Source organism: Streptococcus sp. 27098_8_74, from assembly GCF_041431705.1.
Taxonomy (GTDB): Bacteria; Bacillota; Bacilli; order Lactobacillales; family Streptococcaceae; genus Streptococcus; species Streptococcus salivarius_E.
Window position 1 is genome coordinate 46,193 of record NZ_JAPVYF010000006.1, and the last position, 13,286, is coordinate 59,478.

Sequence of the window (13,286 nt, forward strand, 5' to 3'; positions counted from 1 at the left end):
ACCTTTTGTTATATACTTTCAAGTGATATATCTCCATATAGTATCATCTCAATTAGCAATAAGTAATCCTAATGCCTATATAAATAATAACTATCACAAACTTAATTTAGTCTCTAGTCTTCTTGGAAAATCACTTCTCTGACTAACTTTGCTATAATAGTCTCAAACAAATAAAAGGAGATTTTCTATGACATCCTTATACGATTTTACAGTTTCAGATCAAGCTGACCAACCCGTGTCTCTCCAGGACTATAAGGGCAAGATCGTCTTAATCGTCAATTCAGCAACAGGATGTGGTTTGACGCCACAATATCAGGGCTTGCAGGAACTTTATGACAAATACAAAGACCAAGGATTCGAGATTCTTGATTTTCCTTGTAATCAGTTTATGGGACAGGCACCTGGTAGTGCTGAAGAAATCAATACCTTCTGCACCCTCAATTACCATACAACCTTCCCTCGGTTTGCCAAAATCAAGGTCAATGGTAAGGAAGCAGAACCACTTTTTGATTGGCTAAAACAAGAAAAATCTGGACCGCTTGGGGCTAGAATTGAATGGAACTTTGCTAAATTTTTGATTAACCGTGAAGGTCAAGTCGTCGAACGCTTTTCTTCCAAAACTGATCCACTAAAAATGGAAGATGCTATCAAAGCTCTTCTTAATAACTAAAAATAAAACGAGAGTAAAACCAGAACGACAATCTCTGACTGTCGCTAGTTCTGCTCTCGTTTTCTGCGTTAAGAAAAATAATATAGAAAGAAATTTCGCCTTATTTTAGAACAAAGCTGTCAATGCTGTAATTAAACCAAAGACGATACCTGGCGCATTTGCAGCAGCAAGGGGAAGGTCACGTTCTTTTTTAAAGAGACCATAGTAAACCCAAAGGCTACAGTTGATTGCAGCTACCAAAGGTTGGATAAAGTTTCCTTTATGACCAGACAGATTGTCCATGATTTGTGGTACGTAAGATACGTACATCATTACTGACATAAAGGTTGCTACCCAACCAAGGGTTTTCATTTGTTTATCTGACATTCGAGACTCCTCTTTTATAAAATTCTTTTGCCTTGAACCTGATGATAAGATTCTCAAGACATGTTTTAATGCACTAGAATTAAAACAGTGTCTATCTTACGCTTTTACAATAGAGAATTCAAGAATTTTGGGGCAATGTTAAAAACATGTAAACTATCACAAGATTGTGATTGGTCTCAGTCTTGTGATAGTGAATTTAGTCTCTTATGTAGCATTTTCATAAGAAAAAAGACCTTCATAGTGGTCTTCAAATGGTTATAATACCGACATTTCCTCAACAATCGCCCTACAGACCTGACGGGCCATGGCCGCATTATCACCAAAATTAATATAGAACGGTTGTGAAGAGCTCGTCTTCATACGGACACAGTAATTGTGGTAAATGTGATTAGACCACCAGTAAAGCCAGAAGCCACAAATACCAAGCAATAAAAGCCCCAAAAACGGATCCTTCCCTAAGAAAATCAATCCCAGAAATACTCCCAAAAGAGCAATTTTCGGAAATGCACGCTTGTCACAAACGACATCGACGGCATTAATCTTGTTAATAGCTACTGAACGGCCACCCCATGACAAAATTTTACCTGTTGAACTGACACCACCAATTTGAAAACTCATTTATATACTCCTAATCCTCTTATTGCTTGAGACACATAGTCTCGACATGTACGTTTATTTATCTATTATCCTACTGGCGGTGCACGCCAGCCTTTAGTCAAATCATTTGACATGATATCTCCTTTCTATCCCTCAGAAAGTGTCTGCCTAAATTGAGCTAACTTGTCCAAAGTATCACTTGAAACTAAACCTTTGATATTTTCATTTGAACGATGATTAATATTAGCTTCCCATGCCTGTTTGATACTATCCCTCTCATTATTGAGCTTTGATTTTGACAAAATATTAATAGGATTTTTTCGTTCCAAGCTAACTGCTTGGGGGGCCTCGAGACGTTTTACCTTACTAGAGAAAGTTTGCTTCAAACAGGATAAAACTTGGTCCACTTTCTCTTTCAAAAATGCTTTAATTGAATAAATCAAATGATTTCTAAGTCGCTTAAAGATTGAGCGTTGAGCATTTGCTCCATAAATTTTTGGTGGCTCAATAGATTGACCTGAGAGCTTATAATGTAACTCCTACTTTGATAAACGATAAGTCACCTGACTAATATAGGTATTGTGTTCTGGTAACTTCTCTAGATGGGCGCTTTTAGATAACTGCTGCCATGCATTCTGAAAATCATTATCCTTTCGCATTACTTCCAAGTAAGCATACGCTGCCTTTGTCAAATATACCAGTTTCCTTTGATGACATGCCAAGAGCCCACCCCTTAACAGTTTCTTTAAGGTCTTTTGATAAGTCTGATTAAATTGGTACTTGAGACCCGATCCCTTTTTCGAATCTGGCACAAAAATGTAAAATTGAGGATCTTTAGGTTTATAGAGACGTACATGGACACCCTCCGACTGTAAAGATTGAAGAAGTCTCAAAGCCAGATACTGACTCTGATCAAAGTAATACCAGTTTCCTTCTTTATAAAGCAAATCACTGATAGACGACTTAAGCCAAAAGTCACTATGACGGTTAGAAACAGTCTCTTGTCCAAAAGATTGTAATGCTTAATGACCACTCAAACGAAAAATCTTGTAATAATAGGTGTCTTTAGTAATGGCAACATAGATTGACTCAGTTCCATGAGCTTGTGAACACGATAACAGTTTCTCATTCTTGCTAAGTCGTGACTGAATTAAAGTTTTAACTGACTCTACATCAAGTGTTTTCATATTAAGTCTCCTCTCATTTTTATAACTCAGATAACATCTTTGATGCCATTATTATTGCACAGAAAAATAAGAGATTCAACCTCGAAAACAGCTAAAAACGTAGTCTAATGTGCGTATACCAAAAGTATTTATTTCTCAAAATTTACTACAAAAACAAAATGACACAAAACACAGTATTTTATGTCATTTGATATATGAAAAATACATTATAAAAAAATAGGTTTTTAGTGGTAAAATTAACATTTTCAAGACTGGACAGGATAGTATTTTAATACGTTTTTCAAAAACTTAAGCTATCCAAAGAAGACATTCGACTGCCAAAACTCTACAACATGTTCTCAGCTACTTAAATCACAAAAAAAGTTACTAGTACAGTACTAGCAACTTCTTTTTTATATTCTAAGGCAAATCATTACCTGCAGCAAGGTAGATTTGGTACCATTCCTTGCGGGTCAAATTCACCTCTGCTGCTTTCCCTGCTTTAAGGACATGCTGGGGTTTGGTCGTTCCGATGACAGCCTGCATCTTACCCGGATAGCGGAGGACCCAAGCAAGGGCGATGGCTGTCGGAGTGACCTGGTATTTCTTCGCCAAGTCATTGAGGACATGATTAAGGGCCGCAAACTCTTCCTTGCCGACAAAGTTCCCCTTAAAATAGCCATGCTGGAGGACTGACCAGGCTTGAATCACCGTATCGGTTAAGCGACAATACTCAAAGATACTACCATCTCGCACAGCTGCTTTTGGCCCTTCCATGTTGACATGAAAACCAGCCTCAAAACTCGGTGTAAAGGCAGCACTCAACTGCAACTGGTTGACCTTGAGCGGTTGTTTGACAGCCGTTTTGAGCAATTCCATCATCATAGGATTTTGATTGGACACCCCAAAATGACGGACCTTGCCCGCTTGATCCAAGTGATCAAAAGCTGCTGCCACTTCTTCCGGCTCCATGAGAGCATCAGGTCGGTGAAGGAGGAGACTATCTAAGCGCTCGATCTGCAGACGCTCGAGGATGCCATCAACAGAGGCCAAAATATAGTCCTTCGAAAAATCAAAATAGGTAAAACCGTCTTTGCGAATCCCACACTTGGACTGGATCCACATCTGGTCCCGAAGATCCGGACGGCGCTTGAGAACCTTCCCCAGTAGGACCTCACACTGGCCATCGCCATAGATATCCGCCAGGTCAAAGGTGTTGATCCCAATCGACAAGGCTGCTTCCACCAAGGCCTCCACCTCATCTTCACTCATCTGACTGATCCGCATCATCCCAAGGACAATCGTGGACAGACGCTCATTTTCAGAAAACTCAATATAGTTCATGTCCGCCTCCTTTTCTGTATCTCTATTGTAGTGAAAAGGGTTGCAAAAATCAATTGGGAATCAAAAAAACCTCAGCTGTAACTGAGAGCTTGTTTGATTAGCGATAACTGAGAGCACGTTTGATGGTCTCTCAGAATCCCTATGATTCAAGACCGATAGCATACCCACTGATTGTATGTAAATAAATGTAAGATAAAATTTTCAATAAGAAGAGATCTCCAGCACTTCCAAAAGCTTTTACAGATTTCTAACATGGATGACTCCTTTACTCTTTATAATAACGTTTGGTAATCTTGTATTGTGAAATAAGGATATAAATATAGATGATGGATACAACAATCAAAGCTAAAAGGATATCCGTCTGGAAGGCAATTCCAATAATTAAGAGACCAAGGAGAAGGCTCGGCAAGATATAATTGCTTAACTTGACAACCACTTCGAAATTTTCCTCGTAGCTAATCTGCTTTTCTGCTTCATCCATCATACTCATCATGAATTTACGCACTTCCTTGGCATTGGCATTGCGGGGAATTGGTTTTCCATAAAGCTGATGAAAGGTCTTTCGATAGAAGGAATCCACTAGGAAAAATAGGACAATCAAGGCAAGAAAAAGATAGAGCATGGTAAAGTCTCCAAAGATAAAAGCCAAGTTCCCTGTGCCAGGTCTATCCATAGACATCAATTGACAATAAAAGATGATGACTAAAAAGTATGACAAGATCATGATGCCTTTAAAAATGGTCGCTAAACCATACAGTTTATTCTTTTGAATGTCATAGTGATAGGCCTCATCTTCGTCATCTATTTGGAGCATTTTTTTGATGGACTTTTCTCGCGTGAATCAACAAGGCCATCGTGAGTATAAATAGGATCAGAAATAAAACTGCTGAGTCCAAAAAGAGTACTTCTTTACTAAAGAAGGTTTGGATTTCAAGTGGCTTTTCTGATCCAAACATGCCTGTCAAAACTCCGATGACTCCTCCAATCAAACCAGAAACTGTAATGATCCCTACATTTCTCCAAAAACGGTAACGTGGAGATCGTTCTTGTTGTTGCTTTTTCATAATCATTCCTCTTCCTCTACAAGACTAAAAACATTTTCCACAGGCTCTTTAAAAACCTGGGCGATGGTGATGGCAATAATTACAGAAGGGGTATATTCCCCTCGCTCCAAGAGACTGATGGACTGGCGCGAAACCCCTGCTAGCTTAGCTAGCTCGGATTGGTTGAGCCCATCACGCGCCCTCAGCTCTTTCAGTCGATTTTTTAAGATCATGGCTTTCGCCCCCTTATAGTTGAATATCTTGAATATCTTCGATGCGGACTAATTTGGTTTCCCTCTGTTGTTTATGATTCACACGAGTCAGTTTGACCCAATCTTCATCGATATCTATAATTTCATACTCAAATCCAACACCATCTACTGTAACAGTGGCCGTTTGGCCTTTCAATTCTTCTAAAAGTCTAGACATTTCTTTATTTCCTTTCACTTGTTTTTCTAATCGTCTGATACGTCTGTTCAATCCTTTTATCTTCTTTTCTGAGCTTGCATAAAATATAACTATAAAAGGGATAAAAAGAATCCATATGGCTCCCATAAGAATACCTCTCCTTCTTTCGTCTAAAACTATTGTAACGCTTCTTTTTATTTTTGACAAGTATCTTTGTCAATAATAAAAAGGATATTGTCAAAATCATTGGAAATATGATATAAATAACACAACTTTTCTAACATCTTATAGCACTTCTCCTTCAAAAAAATGACTTGGAAAAATTGATATGCAAGATGCCGTTACAAAAGCGCCCGAAACCAAATAGTTTCAGATACTCGGAAATTGGGAAAATTGTCTTAGCCCGAGCCTAAAAATTTAAAATCTAGAAACTTAAAACTTAGTCATGAAACTTCGAAAAAGATTGCTGACGTCCGGTGTCACCTTAGCAAAATTCAAGCTATAACTTTCCTTGGGTATTACTATTTTTAAGATAAAAAAATAACAAGATTTCTCAACCCTGCTACTTTTTTGTCTTATCATTATGATTTTGTTCAGTCAGTATGTAGCCTACTGGCAAGCTGACTGACTAAATTAAAGTGATTATTTGTCGCCAAAAACTTTGAAACGACCTTCTGTTTGGATGTCTTTATCTCCTGCTGGTGCAACGATTTGACCAAATGGTGCTTGAGCACGGAGTTTCCAGTTAGCTGGAATGTCGTATTTTTCAGCCAATTGGGCATCCACAAGTGGATTGTAGTGTTGTACGTTCATGCCGATATTCTTCTCAGCCAAAGCCAACCACGTTGCATAAAGAGCGATTCCGTGACCTTGCTCTGACCAAATTGGGAAGTTTTCAACGTAAAGTGGGAATTGCTCTTGAAGGCCTTTCACTACATCTTGATCTTCGTAGAAGAGGATTGTTCCCTTAGCTTGGGCAAAACCTGCCAAACGTTCTTTTGTTGCCTCAAAAGCTTCTGCTGGCGTTACTTTTTCAAGCTCTGAATAAGCGATTTCATTCCAGAAAGCATCTGATTCTTCATCCAGCAAAATCACCACACGTGATGTTTGTGAGTTAAAGGCTGTCGGAGTGTTAAGAACAGCCCCTTGAACGGTTTCAATCAATTCTTGGTTAGAGAGCTCAAGGTCTTTTCCTAATGCGTAGATAGAACGGCGCTTTGTTTGTAAGTCTGTAAAGTAGGTCATAGTTATTCCCTCTTTCTTTGTGATGAATGTTAATTGTTAAAATTGTTAAGTTTATTTGTAACAACTTTGATTACAATAACCATTATAGACCTTTCAAATGTAATGTCAATAGTTACGACTTGAAAATCACTAATTATTAATATTTTTTCTCACTCGTGTCAAAATACCATCATTATCCTCGAAGATTAACGCATTAGAAGATAACCATTTGACCTCTGCTCCACGATTCTTAGCACGTTCTGCTATGGTAATCAAATCTTCTTTGTCTTCTACTTCAAGGACGTAGTAGGCAAGACCAATCATCCCTTTTTCACGTTTGGCTAAGTTTTTGCCACCCCATTCATTGACAGCCAAGTGGTGATGGTAATCACCTGAAGCAATCCAACTAGCACTTGGAATGGTATACTTATCTGCCAGCTCCAAAACATCCTGATAGAAAGCCGTTGCTAGCTGACTATCTTTGACCGATAAATGAATATGCCCCATACGAGTATCCTTAGCTATCACAAATGGCTCAACCTTGCGTCCCATCTCGTAAATTTCTTGAGCTGATAGTTCTTCTGTTACACCAACGATGCGACCATCCTCACGAATATCCCATTCAGCAACAGGCTTGTCTCTATAGAGCTCAATACCATTGCCTTCAAGGTCTTCCAAATAAAGGGCTTCACTATAACCGTGGTCAGCTGCACCGACAAATGGATAATCTAGCTCAGCAATATGTTTGAAAACATCTGCCAAATCCTCGCGAGATGGCAACAAAATTGCCATATGGTAGAGACCATAACTAGACTTGACCGCTTCCTCACGATTGGTTTCAATCAAGTGAACTAGCGGCTTGTTTCCAGCACCCAAAACAATTTCTGTTGCAGTTTGAGATAGGATTTCAAGTCCTATAACCTGTGTATAAAAGGCTGTCTGACGTGCCAAGTCCTTCACATTGAGTACCGTCTCCGCGAGGTAAATCTTACTATTGTAGTCGTATGTCATATGATTTTCTCCTGTGTTGTAATTATATGAATTACATTATAACTTTTTATATTGTCACGTCAATCATTACAACTTGGGAATTAAAAAAGAAACCGAAAAACTTTCGATTTCTTATAGTTTAAAATCTAAAAATCAAGCTCCAGCTTCTTTCCAGTTGGCCTTAGCATCCTTTAAAATACCAGCCAAAGTTTTCTTTTCGAGTTCCTTTTCCATTGCCATTTGAACGTCTTCTAGGCTCTGATCCAAAATCCCATGGATATTACGTCCTACTGGACACGCTGGATTAGGATTGTCATGAAAACTAAAGAGTTTGCCACTTGGACCGATGCTATCCACCGCACGATAAACCTGCAAAAGGTTAATCTCCTCTGGTACCTTGGCTAATGTGGCTCCTCCACTTCCCCTTTGAACTGAAATCAAGTCTGCTTTCTTCAGTTGCGACAAGGTTTTGCGGATAATAACTGGATTAACCCCCACACTACCTGCCATTAAATCACTGGTTAGCTTAGTTTCATTTCCCTTATTTTGTGCTATAAGGGTCAAAATATGAACAGCAATGGTAAAGCGACTTGGTATTTGCATATCAGAACCTCTCATTCATCTTTTTCTTTTCAATCAATTATAACAAAACCAACGTTGTAAAACAAGGGGTTACAACAACTTAAAGAGTCAGTCTTACACTAAAAAAATAGAGCCATCGTAGACTCTATTCTTTTGTATTTGATAATAACTAACTAGACTAATAATACATAGTATTATAGCCTATTGAGGTTCTAGATTGGTCTTTTGCTTCTTACGAACACCTTGTCCCTCGATATGTTGTTTGATTAGTTCCACTACTTCATCATTGGTTGGTAAATCCGAGTGTTGGGCATCTTCACCTGTAACAGTGATTTCAGTATAACTTTTTGCCTGATTCTGATAGATATATTTCCCAGCGGACACGCTAGCATCTGGAACCAGCTCGTCCGAATCATAGGTGATGGTTCCCGCTACCGAATAGACATGTAGGGTAGACGGAATATTCTCCTTAGCAGCTATAAAGTCTGCTAGCATGACCGATTTATTTTTAATATTGGTTTCAGTGAAATTATAGGGCGTTCCGATAGTCATCAAAGAATTTATCTTGACATCGTAGTCGCTAAGATAATTTTCAATAAAAGCCGTATAAATCAAGCCACCATTTGAATGCCCCAACCCTTTAAAATTATTGAAATTGTATTTATTCTGCAAGGCTTCAAATGCCTGATTCATCATCTTGGTTTGTTTCTTGATATTGTTATAGCCATCTTTGTTATTCTCAAATCCAATAACAATGACTGGCTCGTTATCCTTATCCTTGATTTTACCCTCAAAGGTGATACGCCCATTGTTCCAGACCTTGACTTTGAGAAGGCTATGCTTGACACCACGATGGTCTTGATTGAGCTTACGTACTAGGCCGTCGAATCTATTTTCCGTAGCGGAGCTCCCTGGAATCATGATAATGGGAGACAATTTTGAATTATAGAAAGTCTCTATTTCCTTGACATTTTTCCTAGTCCAACTATAAGACGGAACTGCCAAACCAATGAGAAAGACAGCGACAAGGATAAAGACCAACTTCGTTTTTTTATTTAGTTTCAATGCTCTCTCCTTCCTCTTTTAGACCGTGTTGTACTTTATTAGACAGACGCACAAATGGAATAAAGATAGCAACATCAACCGCAAAACAGAGCAGGCTAACAGCAAGTGCCCGCAGACTACCACCAGTTCCAATAAAGGCGTAAAGAAGACTTGGTGTACCATCTGGAACTGGATAAACCGCAGCTGGCATAAGATGGATAGCCAAGGCCACCGCAGCAATGCCCATATTGATCATAGGTGACAGTAGGAAAGGAACCAGATAAACTAAATTAAGCAAGACTGGTATCCCCACCATAAATGGAGCCCCATTGTTAAAGAGACTAGGAAAGACACTTAGAAGACTCACCTTCTTATCCTTATAACTGGTTGATGCTAAAAGCAGAGCCACCAAGAGGGCTAGCCCTGAGCCAATGCCAGCAACCAAGCCATAACTATGATAAAGATTTGTTAGTGTGTAAAGGTGGGGAAGCCCAGTCGTCGTATGATGGGAAACAGCATAGGTCAAATTTTCCAAGGCAAAACTATCCTCGGCAATTGAATTTAGGGCAAAAGCCTGACTATTTCCAATCCAAGCAGAAAAAGTGTTCAAAAGTCCCATCATAAAGGTTGAGAATAGATGGTTATGGGTGACAGTGATTTTCGATACATATTGACCTATGGTCTGAAAAACATTCCGTTGCTCTCCAATAAACAAAAGGATATTAAGACCAACAGCCAGAATTAGGGATAAAAAGATGGGACGAACTGTCTTAGGTTGATAAATATAGTCCTTATCCACAATCTGATCATCACTAGCTCTTGAAAAGCGAAAAATCTGGCCAACCAGATAACCCACGAAGATAGCCAGCATAATATTAATCGAAGCTGGTAAATTGATACGTGTCAAATCGCCATCGTTTATGGGAGACATTAACAACTCTTGCGATCCTATTGTCAAGCTGACCAAAAGGGAGGTCACACCAGCCGTTCCAGTACTTCTACCGTAGTGACCAGCCGTGTATTTTCCTGCAAAGTAAGTTGACAAGGGACCCGCTAAACCACCAAGAAAACTGGAAAGATTGTTGAGCACCTGACCAGTTATCCTAAAGGCTGGCAGCCAATCAGAAACTGAAAACAACTGATTAATATAACCAAGCTCTGAAAAGACAGATAGCGAAATCACCCGAATAATTCCTGAAAAGAGGAAAAAGGGAAAGAGCGAAACCAAGGTTTTCTGCGTAATTTGGACAAAGCCTCGCTCACGAAACCAGAGAAACCTCTGGACCAAATAGTTAGTCATAACAGACTCCTAGCAAAAGGCAAAATCTACCTTATATTCAAACGTTTTCTTTCATTATAGCACAAAGAGAGAGGCCTTACCTTAATCGTGAGTTAAAGCAAATTCCCATTCTTGCTAAAAAACACTTAGCTCTCTCTTAATACATGAAAAAACCATAAGTCTCCACTTCCGAGACCTATGGTCGATTATTTATTAAGCAAAAGTTGTCACATCAGAGGCGTCCAAACGAACAGACTCAAAGCCTTCTTCATTGGCTTTCCCAAGAGCAATAAGCAAAACTGGCACATGGCGGTCTTCATCAAGTCCAAATGCTTTAGCAAGGCCATCTTTTTTATAGCCACCGATGGCGTTGGTATCATAGCCATAAGAACGTGCAACCAACATCAACTGCATAGCAGCAAGGCTGGCATCGATGTGGACAATTTCATTCATCATTTCGCGAGGAGCATTTTCATACATTGGTACAATACTTGACAATTGTTTTTCTTTGACCTCTTCAGGCATTTTTCCTTGAGCAACAGCCTTGCCGTAGATTTCTTCAGCTCTTTCTTGGCTCTTCAAATCAGCAAAAATAAGGACCATGGCTGATGATGTTTCATTTTGCACACCATTGTAGCTGACGAAAGGTTTCAATTTTTCTTTACCTTCTTCGCTATCAACGACCACAAAACGCCAAGGTTGCATGTTGACTGATGATGGTGCTGTAACAGTTTTATCCAAGATTTCCAACAATTCTTCTCGCGGAATCTTAACAGATGGATCAAAGTTACGAATGGAACGACGGTTATAAACAATATCTGAAAAATCATTACTTACTACAGGCATCTTATGTCTCCTTTTTTTGATTAAATGAAAATAATATAATCAAAATTATAACACAAGACAATTGTTATCAAAAATATTTGCTACAAAGGTGCCTAAAGATTGGTCTCCTTGAGTCCTAGGCGTTTCACTTCAGAGGAATAGTAAACCATGATGGTAATGAGACTGAGTGTGATTAGCCAGATTGACCAAATGTGGATAAAATGCATCAGAAGGGCTGAGATAATAGCACCAACGACAAAGCTTCCCACGACAAAGCTATAATTGATAGCCTGACGACGATATTCTCTCTGATCACCACTTCCCTGAATGGCATAATAGATGGCCGTTAACATCCTTCGATAATTTCCTGAAGTCATAAAAATCACGAAAGGATGATTCTCAATCTGACTGCCAGTAAAGGTCTTCATCATGATACCTGCAGAAAAAGCGATAATCGGGAGCTCAATCAAGGCATTTGAAGGTAGGAAAGGCAGGATGGCTGTCATCACACAAAGAGGAAGCAGACCATAAACACGCCAATAGGCATTCTTACGATGGTCTTTAAACCATATGCCAAAAAGAAAGCCTAAAGAAAAGAAAAAGATTGAAAAGCAACGCAATAAGTTATAGTACATACTACTGTTTCGCCAGTCAGCGACCAACAAAAGGATATTCCCAGTCTGTGTGGCAACTAAACTATGGTAGTACATATGACAAAAGACATCCAAAGCCCCTCCTGAGAAACTCAACAAATTAGCCATCAGACGCGTATTTTGAGGAAGAAGGTTTCGCGATTCCATAGCATAACTTCCCTTCTAATAGTGATTGATAGGATAGCCTTATTATAGCAAATTCGAGCATATACAGTATAAAAAAACAACCCTCACGAGTTGCTTCTACCCTATCAAAAATTAACTGTGTCAGGGTCATCCTGAGTTTTGATGCCTTGAATCTTATCCAATACTGCCATATCTTCCTCTGACAAATCAAAGTCAAAGATATCCAAGTTGGCTTCGATATTTTTTGGTGTCACTGACTTAGGTAGTGGCAAGAAACCTTTTTGAAGGCTCCAACGTAAGGCAACTTGAGCAACAGATTTTCCGTTTCGTTCAGCTACTGCTTCAACGTCTTCATTTCCAAAAATGCTACCAGTACCTAGTGGACTGTAGGCTTCAAGAAGAATGTCACGTTCTTGGCAATAAGCAACCAAATCTTCTTGAGCACAACCTGGAGCCAAGAGAATTTGGTTGACATGTGGCACAATTTCAGCCGTTTCAAGGAGAGCTTCAAGGTGATGTTGCATAAAGTTAGATACCCCAATAGCACGCACCTTACCATCTTTATAGGCTTCTTCCATTGCCTTCCAAGCGCCTGCATTGCCAGCCTTCCAAGCATCATTTTCACGAAGAGCCTTAGGATTTGGCCAGTGGATGAGCAAAAGATCCAAATAATCCACACCTAATCTTTCAAGTGACTCGTCGATAGAGGCTTTAGCCATTTCGTAATCGTGCTTGTCATTCCAAAGTTTTGTTGTTAGGAAAATATCCTCACGCGCCACATCACTATCAGCAATCGCCTTACCTAAAGAAACCTCGTTACCGTAGATTTGCGCTGTATCAATATGTGTATAACCAGACTTAAGTGCGAAACTGACGCTGTTATAGGCTTCTTCCCCTTCTGGAATCTGCCAAGTCCCAAAACCGATTTTAGGAATCGTAACGCCATTTGAAAGTGTATATGTTTCCATC

The 13,286-nt window shown here is 39.3% G+C and carries 16 protein-coding genes and 1 pseudogene; 1 reads left to right on the forward strand and 16 read right to left on the reverse strand.

The features are described from left to right. The first annotated feature begins 187 nt into the window (after positions 1–187). A complete protein-coding gene (locus O3670_RS03525; RefSeq protein WP_371595784.1) occupies positions 188–670 on the forward strand; it encodes a glutathione peroxidase in 483 nt (160 codons plus the stop codon). 105 nt (positions 671–775) lie between these two features. Here the strand turns inward: O3670_RS03525 and O3670_RS03530 are convergent, their stop codons facing one another. The 16 genes and pseudogenes from O3670_RS03530 to O3670_RS03605 form a co-directional block, all read right to left on the reverse strand. Next, a complete protein-coding gene (locus O3670_RS03530; protein ID WP_008534978.1) occupies positions 776–1,036 on the reverse strand; it encodes a SemiSWEET family transporter in 261 nt (86 codons plus the stop codon). 255 nt (positions 1,037–1,291) lie between these two features. Then, entirely contained in the window at positions 1,292–1,654 is a 363-nt protein-coding gene (locus tag O3670_RS03535; RefSeq protein WP_073949586.1) for a DUF6232 family protein, read from the reverse strand. A 125-nt stretch (positions 1,655–1,779) separates the two neighbouring features. Further along, complete coding sequence (locus tag O3670_RS03540) at positions 1,780–2,076, reverse strand: hypothetical protein (RefSeq protein ID WP_371595785.1); 297 nt, start codon at positions 2,074–2,076, stop codon at positions 1,780–1,782. A gap of 579 nt (positions 2,077–2,655) precedes the next feature. Further along, on the reverse strand, positions 2,656–2,820 hold the full coding sequence (locus O3670_RS03545; protein WP_371595786.1) for a hypothetical protein: 165 nt from the start codon (positions 2,818–2,820) through the stop codon (positions 2,656–2,658). 399 nt (positions 2,821–3,219) lie between these two features. Further along, a complete protein-coding gene (locus O3670_RS03550; RefSeq protein WP_371595787.1) occupies positions 3,220–4,143 on the reverse strand; it encodes an aldo/keto reductase in 924 nt (307 codons plus the stop codon). A gap of 265 nt (positions 4,144–4,408) precedes the next feature. Beyond that, a pseudogene (locus O3670_RS03555) lies at positions 4,409–5,213 on the reverse strand (DUF3169 family protein). Beyond that, positions 5,210–5,419 carry a helix-turn-helix transcriptional regulator gene (locus O3670_RS03560; protein ID WP_021143931.1) on the reverse strand — a complete coding sequence of 70 codons (210 nt, stop codon included), beginning with the start codon at positions 5,417–5,419 and terminating at the stop codon, positions 5,210–5,212. The pseudogene O3670_RS03555 and the gene O3670_RS03560 overlap by 4 nt, the downstream one beginning before the upstream one ends. A 13-nt stretch (positions 5,420–5,432) precedes the next feature. After that, complete coding sequence (locus tag O3670_RS03565; RefSeq protein ID WP_215672237.1) at positions 5,433–5,741, reverse strand: hypothetical protein; 309 nt, start codon at positions 5,739–5,741, stop codon at positions 5,433–5,435. A gap of 495 nt (positions 5,742–6,236) precedes the next feature. Further along, the gene (locus O3670_RS03570) at positions 6,237–6,839 is read right to left on the reverse strand and encodes a nitroreductase family protein (RefSeq protein WP_201059209.1); all 603 of its coding nucleotides are present in this window, start codon (positions 6,837–6,839) and stop codon (positions 6,237–6,239) included. A gap of 129 nt (positions 6,840–6,968) precedes the next feature. Continuing rightward, a complete protein-coding gene (locus O3670_RS03575) occupies positions 6,969–7,829 on the reverse strand; it encodes a VOC family protein (protein WP_037602211.1) in 861 nt (286 codons plus the stop codon). Between the two features lie 132 nt (positions 7,830–7,961). Continuing rightward, positions 7,962–8,411: an Rrf2 family transcriptional regulator gene (locus O3670_RS03580; RefSeq protein ID WP_037602342.1), complete on the reverse strand. Its 450-nt coding sequence runs from the start codon at positions 8,409–8,411 to the stop codon at positions 7,962–7,964. Between the two features lie 180 nt (positions 8,412–8,591). Continuing rightward, the gene (locus O3670_RS03585; RefSeq protein ID WP_371595788.1) at positions 8,592–9,455 is read right to left on the reverse strand and encodes an alpha/beta hydrolase; all 864 of its coding nucleotides are present in this window, start codon (positions 9,453–9,455) and stop codon (positions 8,592–8,594) included. After that, a complete protein-coding gene (locus O3670_RS03590) occupies positions 9,442–10,734 on the reverse strand; it encodes a PTS sugar transporter subunit IIC (RefSeq protein WP_371595789.1) in 1,293 nt (430 codons plus the stop codon). Before O3670_RS03590 ends, O3670_RS03585 begins: the two co-directional genes overlap by 14 nt. A 192-nt stretch (positions 10,735–10,926) precedes the next feature. Further along, positions 10,927–11,559, reverse strand: a complete 633-nt coding sequence (locus O3670_RS03595; protein WP_195187495.1) for a nitroreductase family protein — start codon at positions 11,557–11,559, stop codon at positions 10,927–10,929. Between the two features lie 92 nt (positions 11,560–11,651). Further along, positions 11,652–12,338, reverse strand: a complete 687-nt coding sequence (locus O3670_RS03600) for a DUF1275 family protein (RefSeq protein WP_070849476.1) — start codon at positions 12,336–12,338, stop codon at positions 11,652–11,654. Positions 12,339–12,442: 104 nt separating this feature from the next. Further along, entirely contained in the window at positions 12,443–13,285 is an 843-nt protein-coding gene (locus O3670_RS03605; protein WP_371595790.1) for an aldo/keto reductase, read from the reverse strand. Position 13,286: the final 1 nt, after the last annotated feature.

What these genes read in the sequence shown, in the direction of transcription:
- O3670_RS03595 (WP_195187495.1), bottom strand. Translation starts at nt 11,559, where the DNA reads ATGCCTGTAGTAAGTAATGATTTTTCAGATATTGTTTATAACCGTCGT.
- O3670_RS03525 (WP_371595784.1), top strand. Translation starts at nt 188, where the DNA reads ATGACATCCTTATACGATTTTACAGTTTCAGATCAAGCTGACCAACCC.
- O3670_RS03565 (WP_215672237.1), bottom strand. Translation starts at nt 5,741, where the DNA reads ATGGGAGCCATATGGATTCTTTTTATCCCTTTTATAGTTATATTTTAT.
- O3670_RS03530 (WP_008534978.1), bottom strand. Translation starts at nt 1,036, where the DNA reads ATGTCAGATAAACAAATGAAAACCCTTGGTTGGGTAGCAACCTTTATG.
- O3670_RS03560 (WP_021143931.1), bottom strand. Translation starts at nt 5,419, where the DNA reads ATGATCTTAAAAAATCGACTGAAAGAGCTGAGGGCGCGTGATGGGCTC.
- O3670_RS03535 (WP_073949586.1), bottom strand. Translation starts at nt 1,654, where the DNA reads ATGAGTTTTCAAATTGGTGGTGTCAGTTCAACAGGTAAAATTTTGTCA.
- O3670_RS03550 (WP_371595787.1), bottom strand. Translation starts at nt 4,143, where the DNA reads ATGAACTATATTGAGTTTTCTGAAAATGAGCGTCTGTCCACGATTGTC.
- O3670_RS03570 (WP_201059209.1), bottom strand. Translation starts at nt 6,839, where the DNA reads ATGACCTACTTTACAGACTTACAAACAAAGCGCCGTTCTATCTACGCA.
- O3670_RS03545 (WP_371595786.1), bottom strand. Translation starts at nt 2,820, where the DNA reads ATGAAAACACTTGATGTAGAGTCAGTTAAAACTTTAATTCAGTCACGA.
- O3670_RS03575 (WP_037602211.1), bottom strand. Translation starts at nt 7,829, where the DNA reads ATGACATACGACTACAATAGTAAGATTTACCTCGCGGAGACGGTACTC.
- O3670_RS03605 (WP_371595790.1), bottom strand. Translation starts at nt 13,285, where the DNA reads ATGGAAACATATACACTTTCAAATGGCGTTACGATTCCTAAAATCGGT.
- O3670_RS03600 (WP_070849476.1), bottom strand. Translation starts at nt 12,338, where the DNA reads ATGGAATCGCGAAACCTTCTTCCTCAAAATACGCGTCTGATGGCTAAT.
- O3670_RS03580 (WP_037602342.1), bottom strand. Translation starts at nt 8,411, where the DNA reads ATGCAAATACCAAGTCGCTTTACCATTGCTGTTCATATTTTGACCCTT.
- O3670_RS03590 (WP_371595789.1), bottom strand. Translation starts at nt 10,734, where the DNA reads ATGACTAACTATTTGGTCCAGAGGTTTCTCTGGTTTCGTGAGCGAGGC.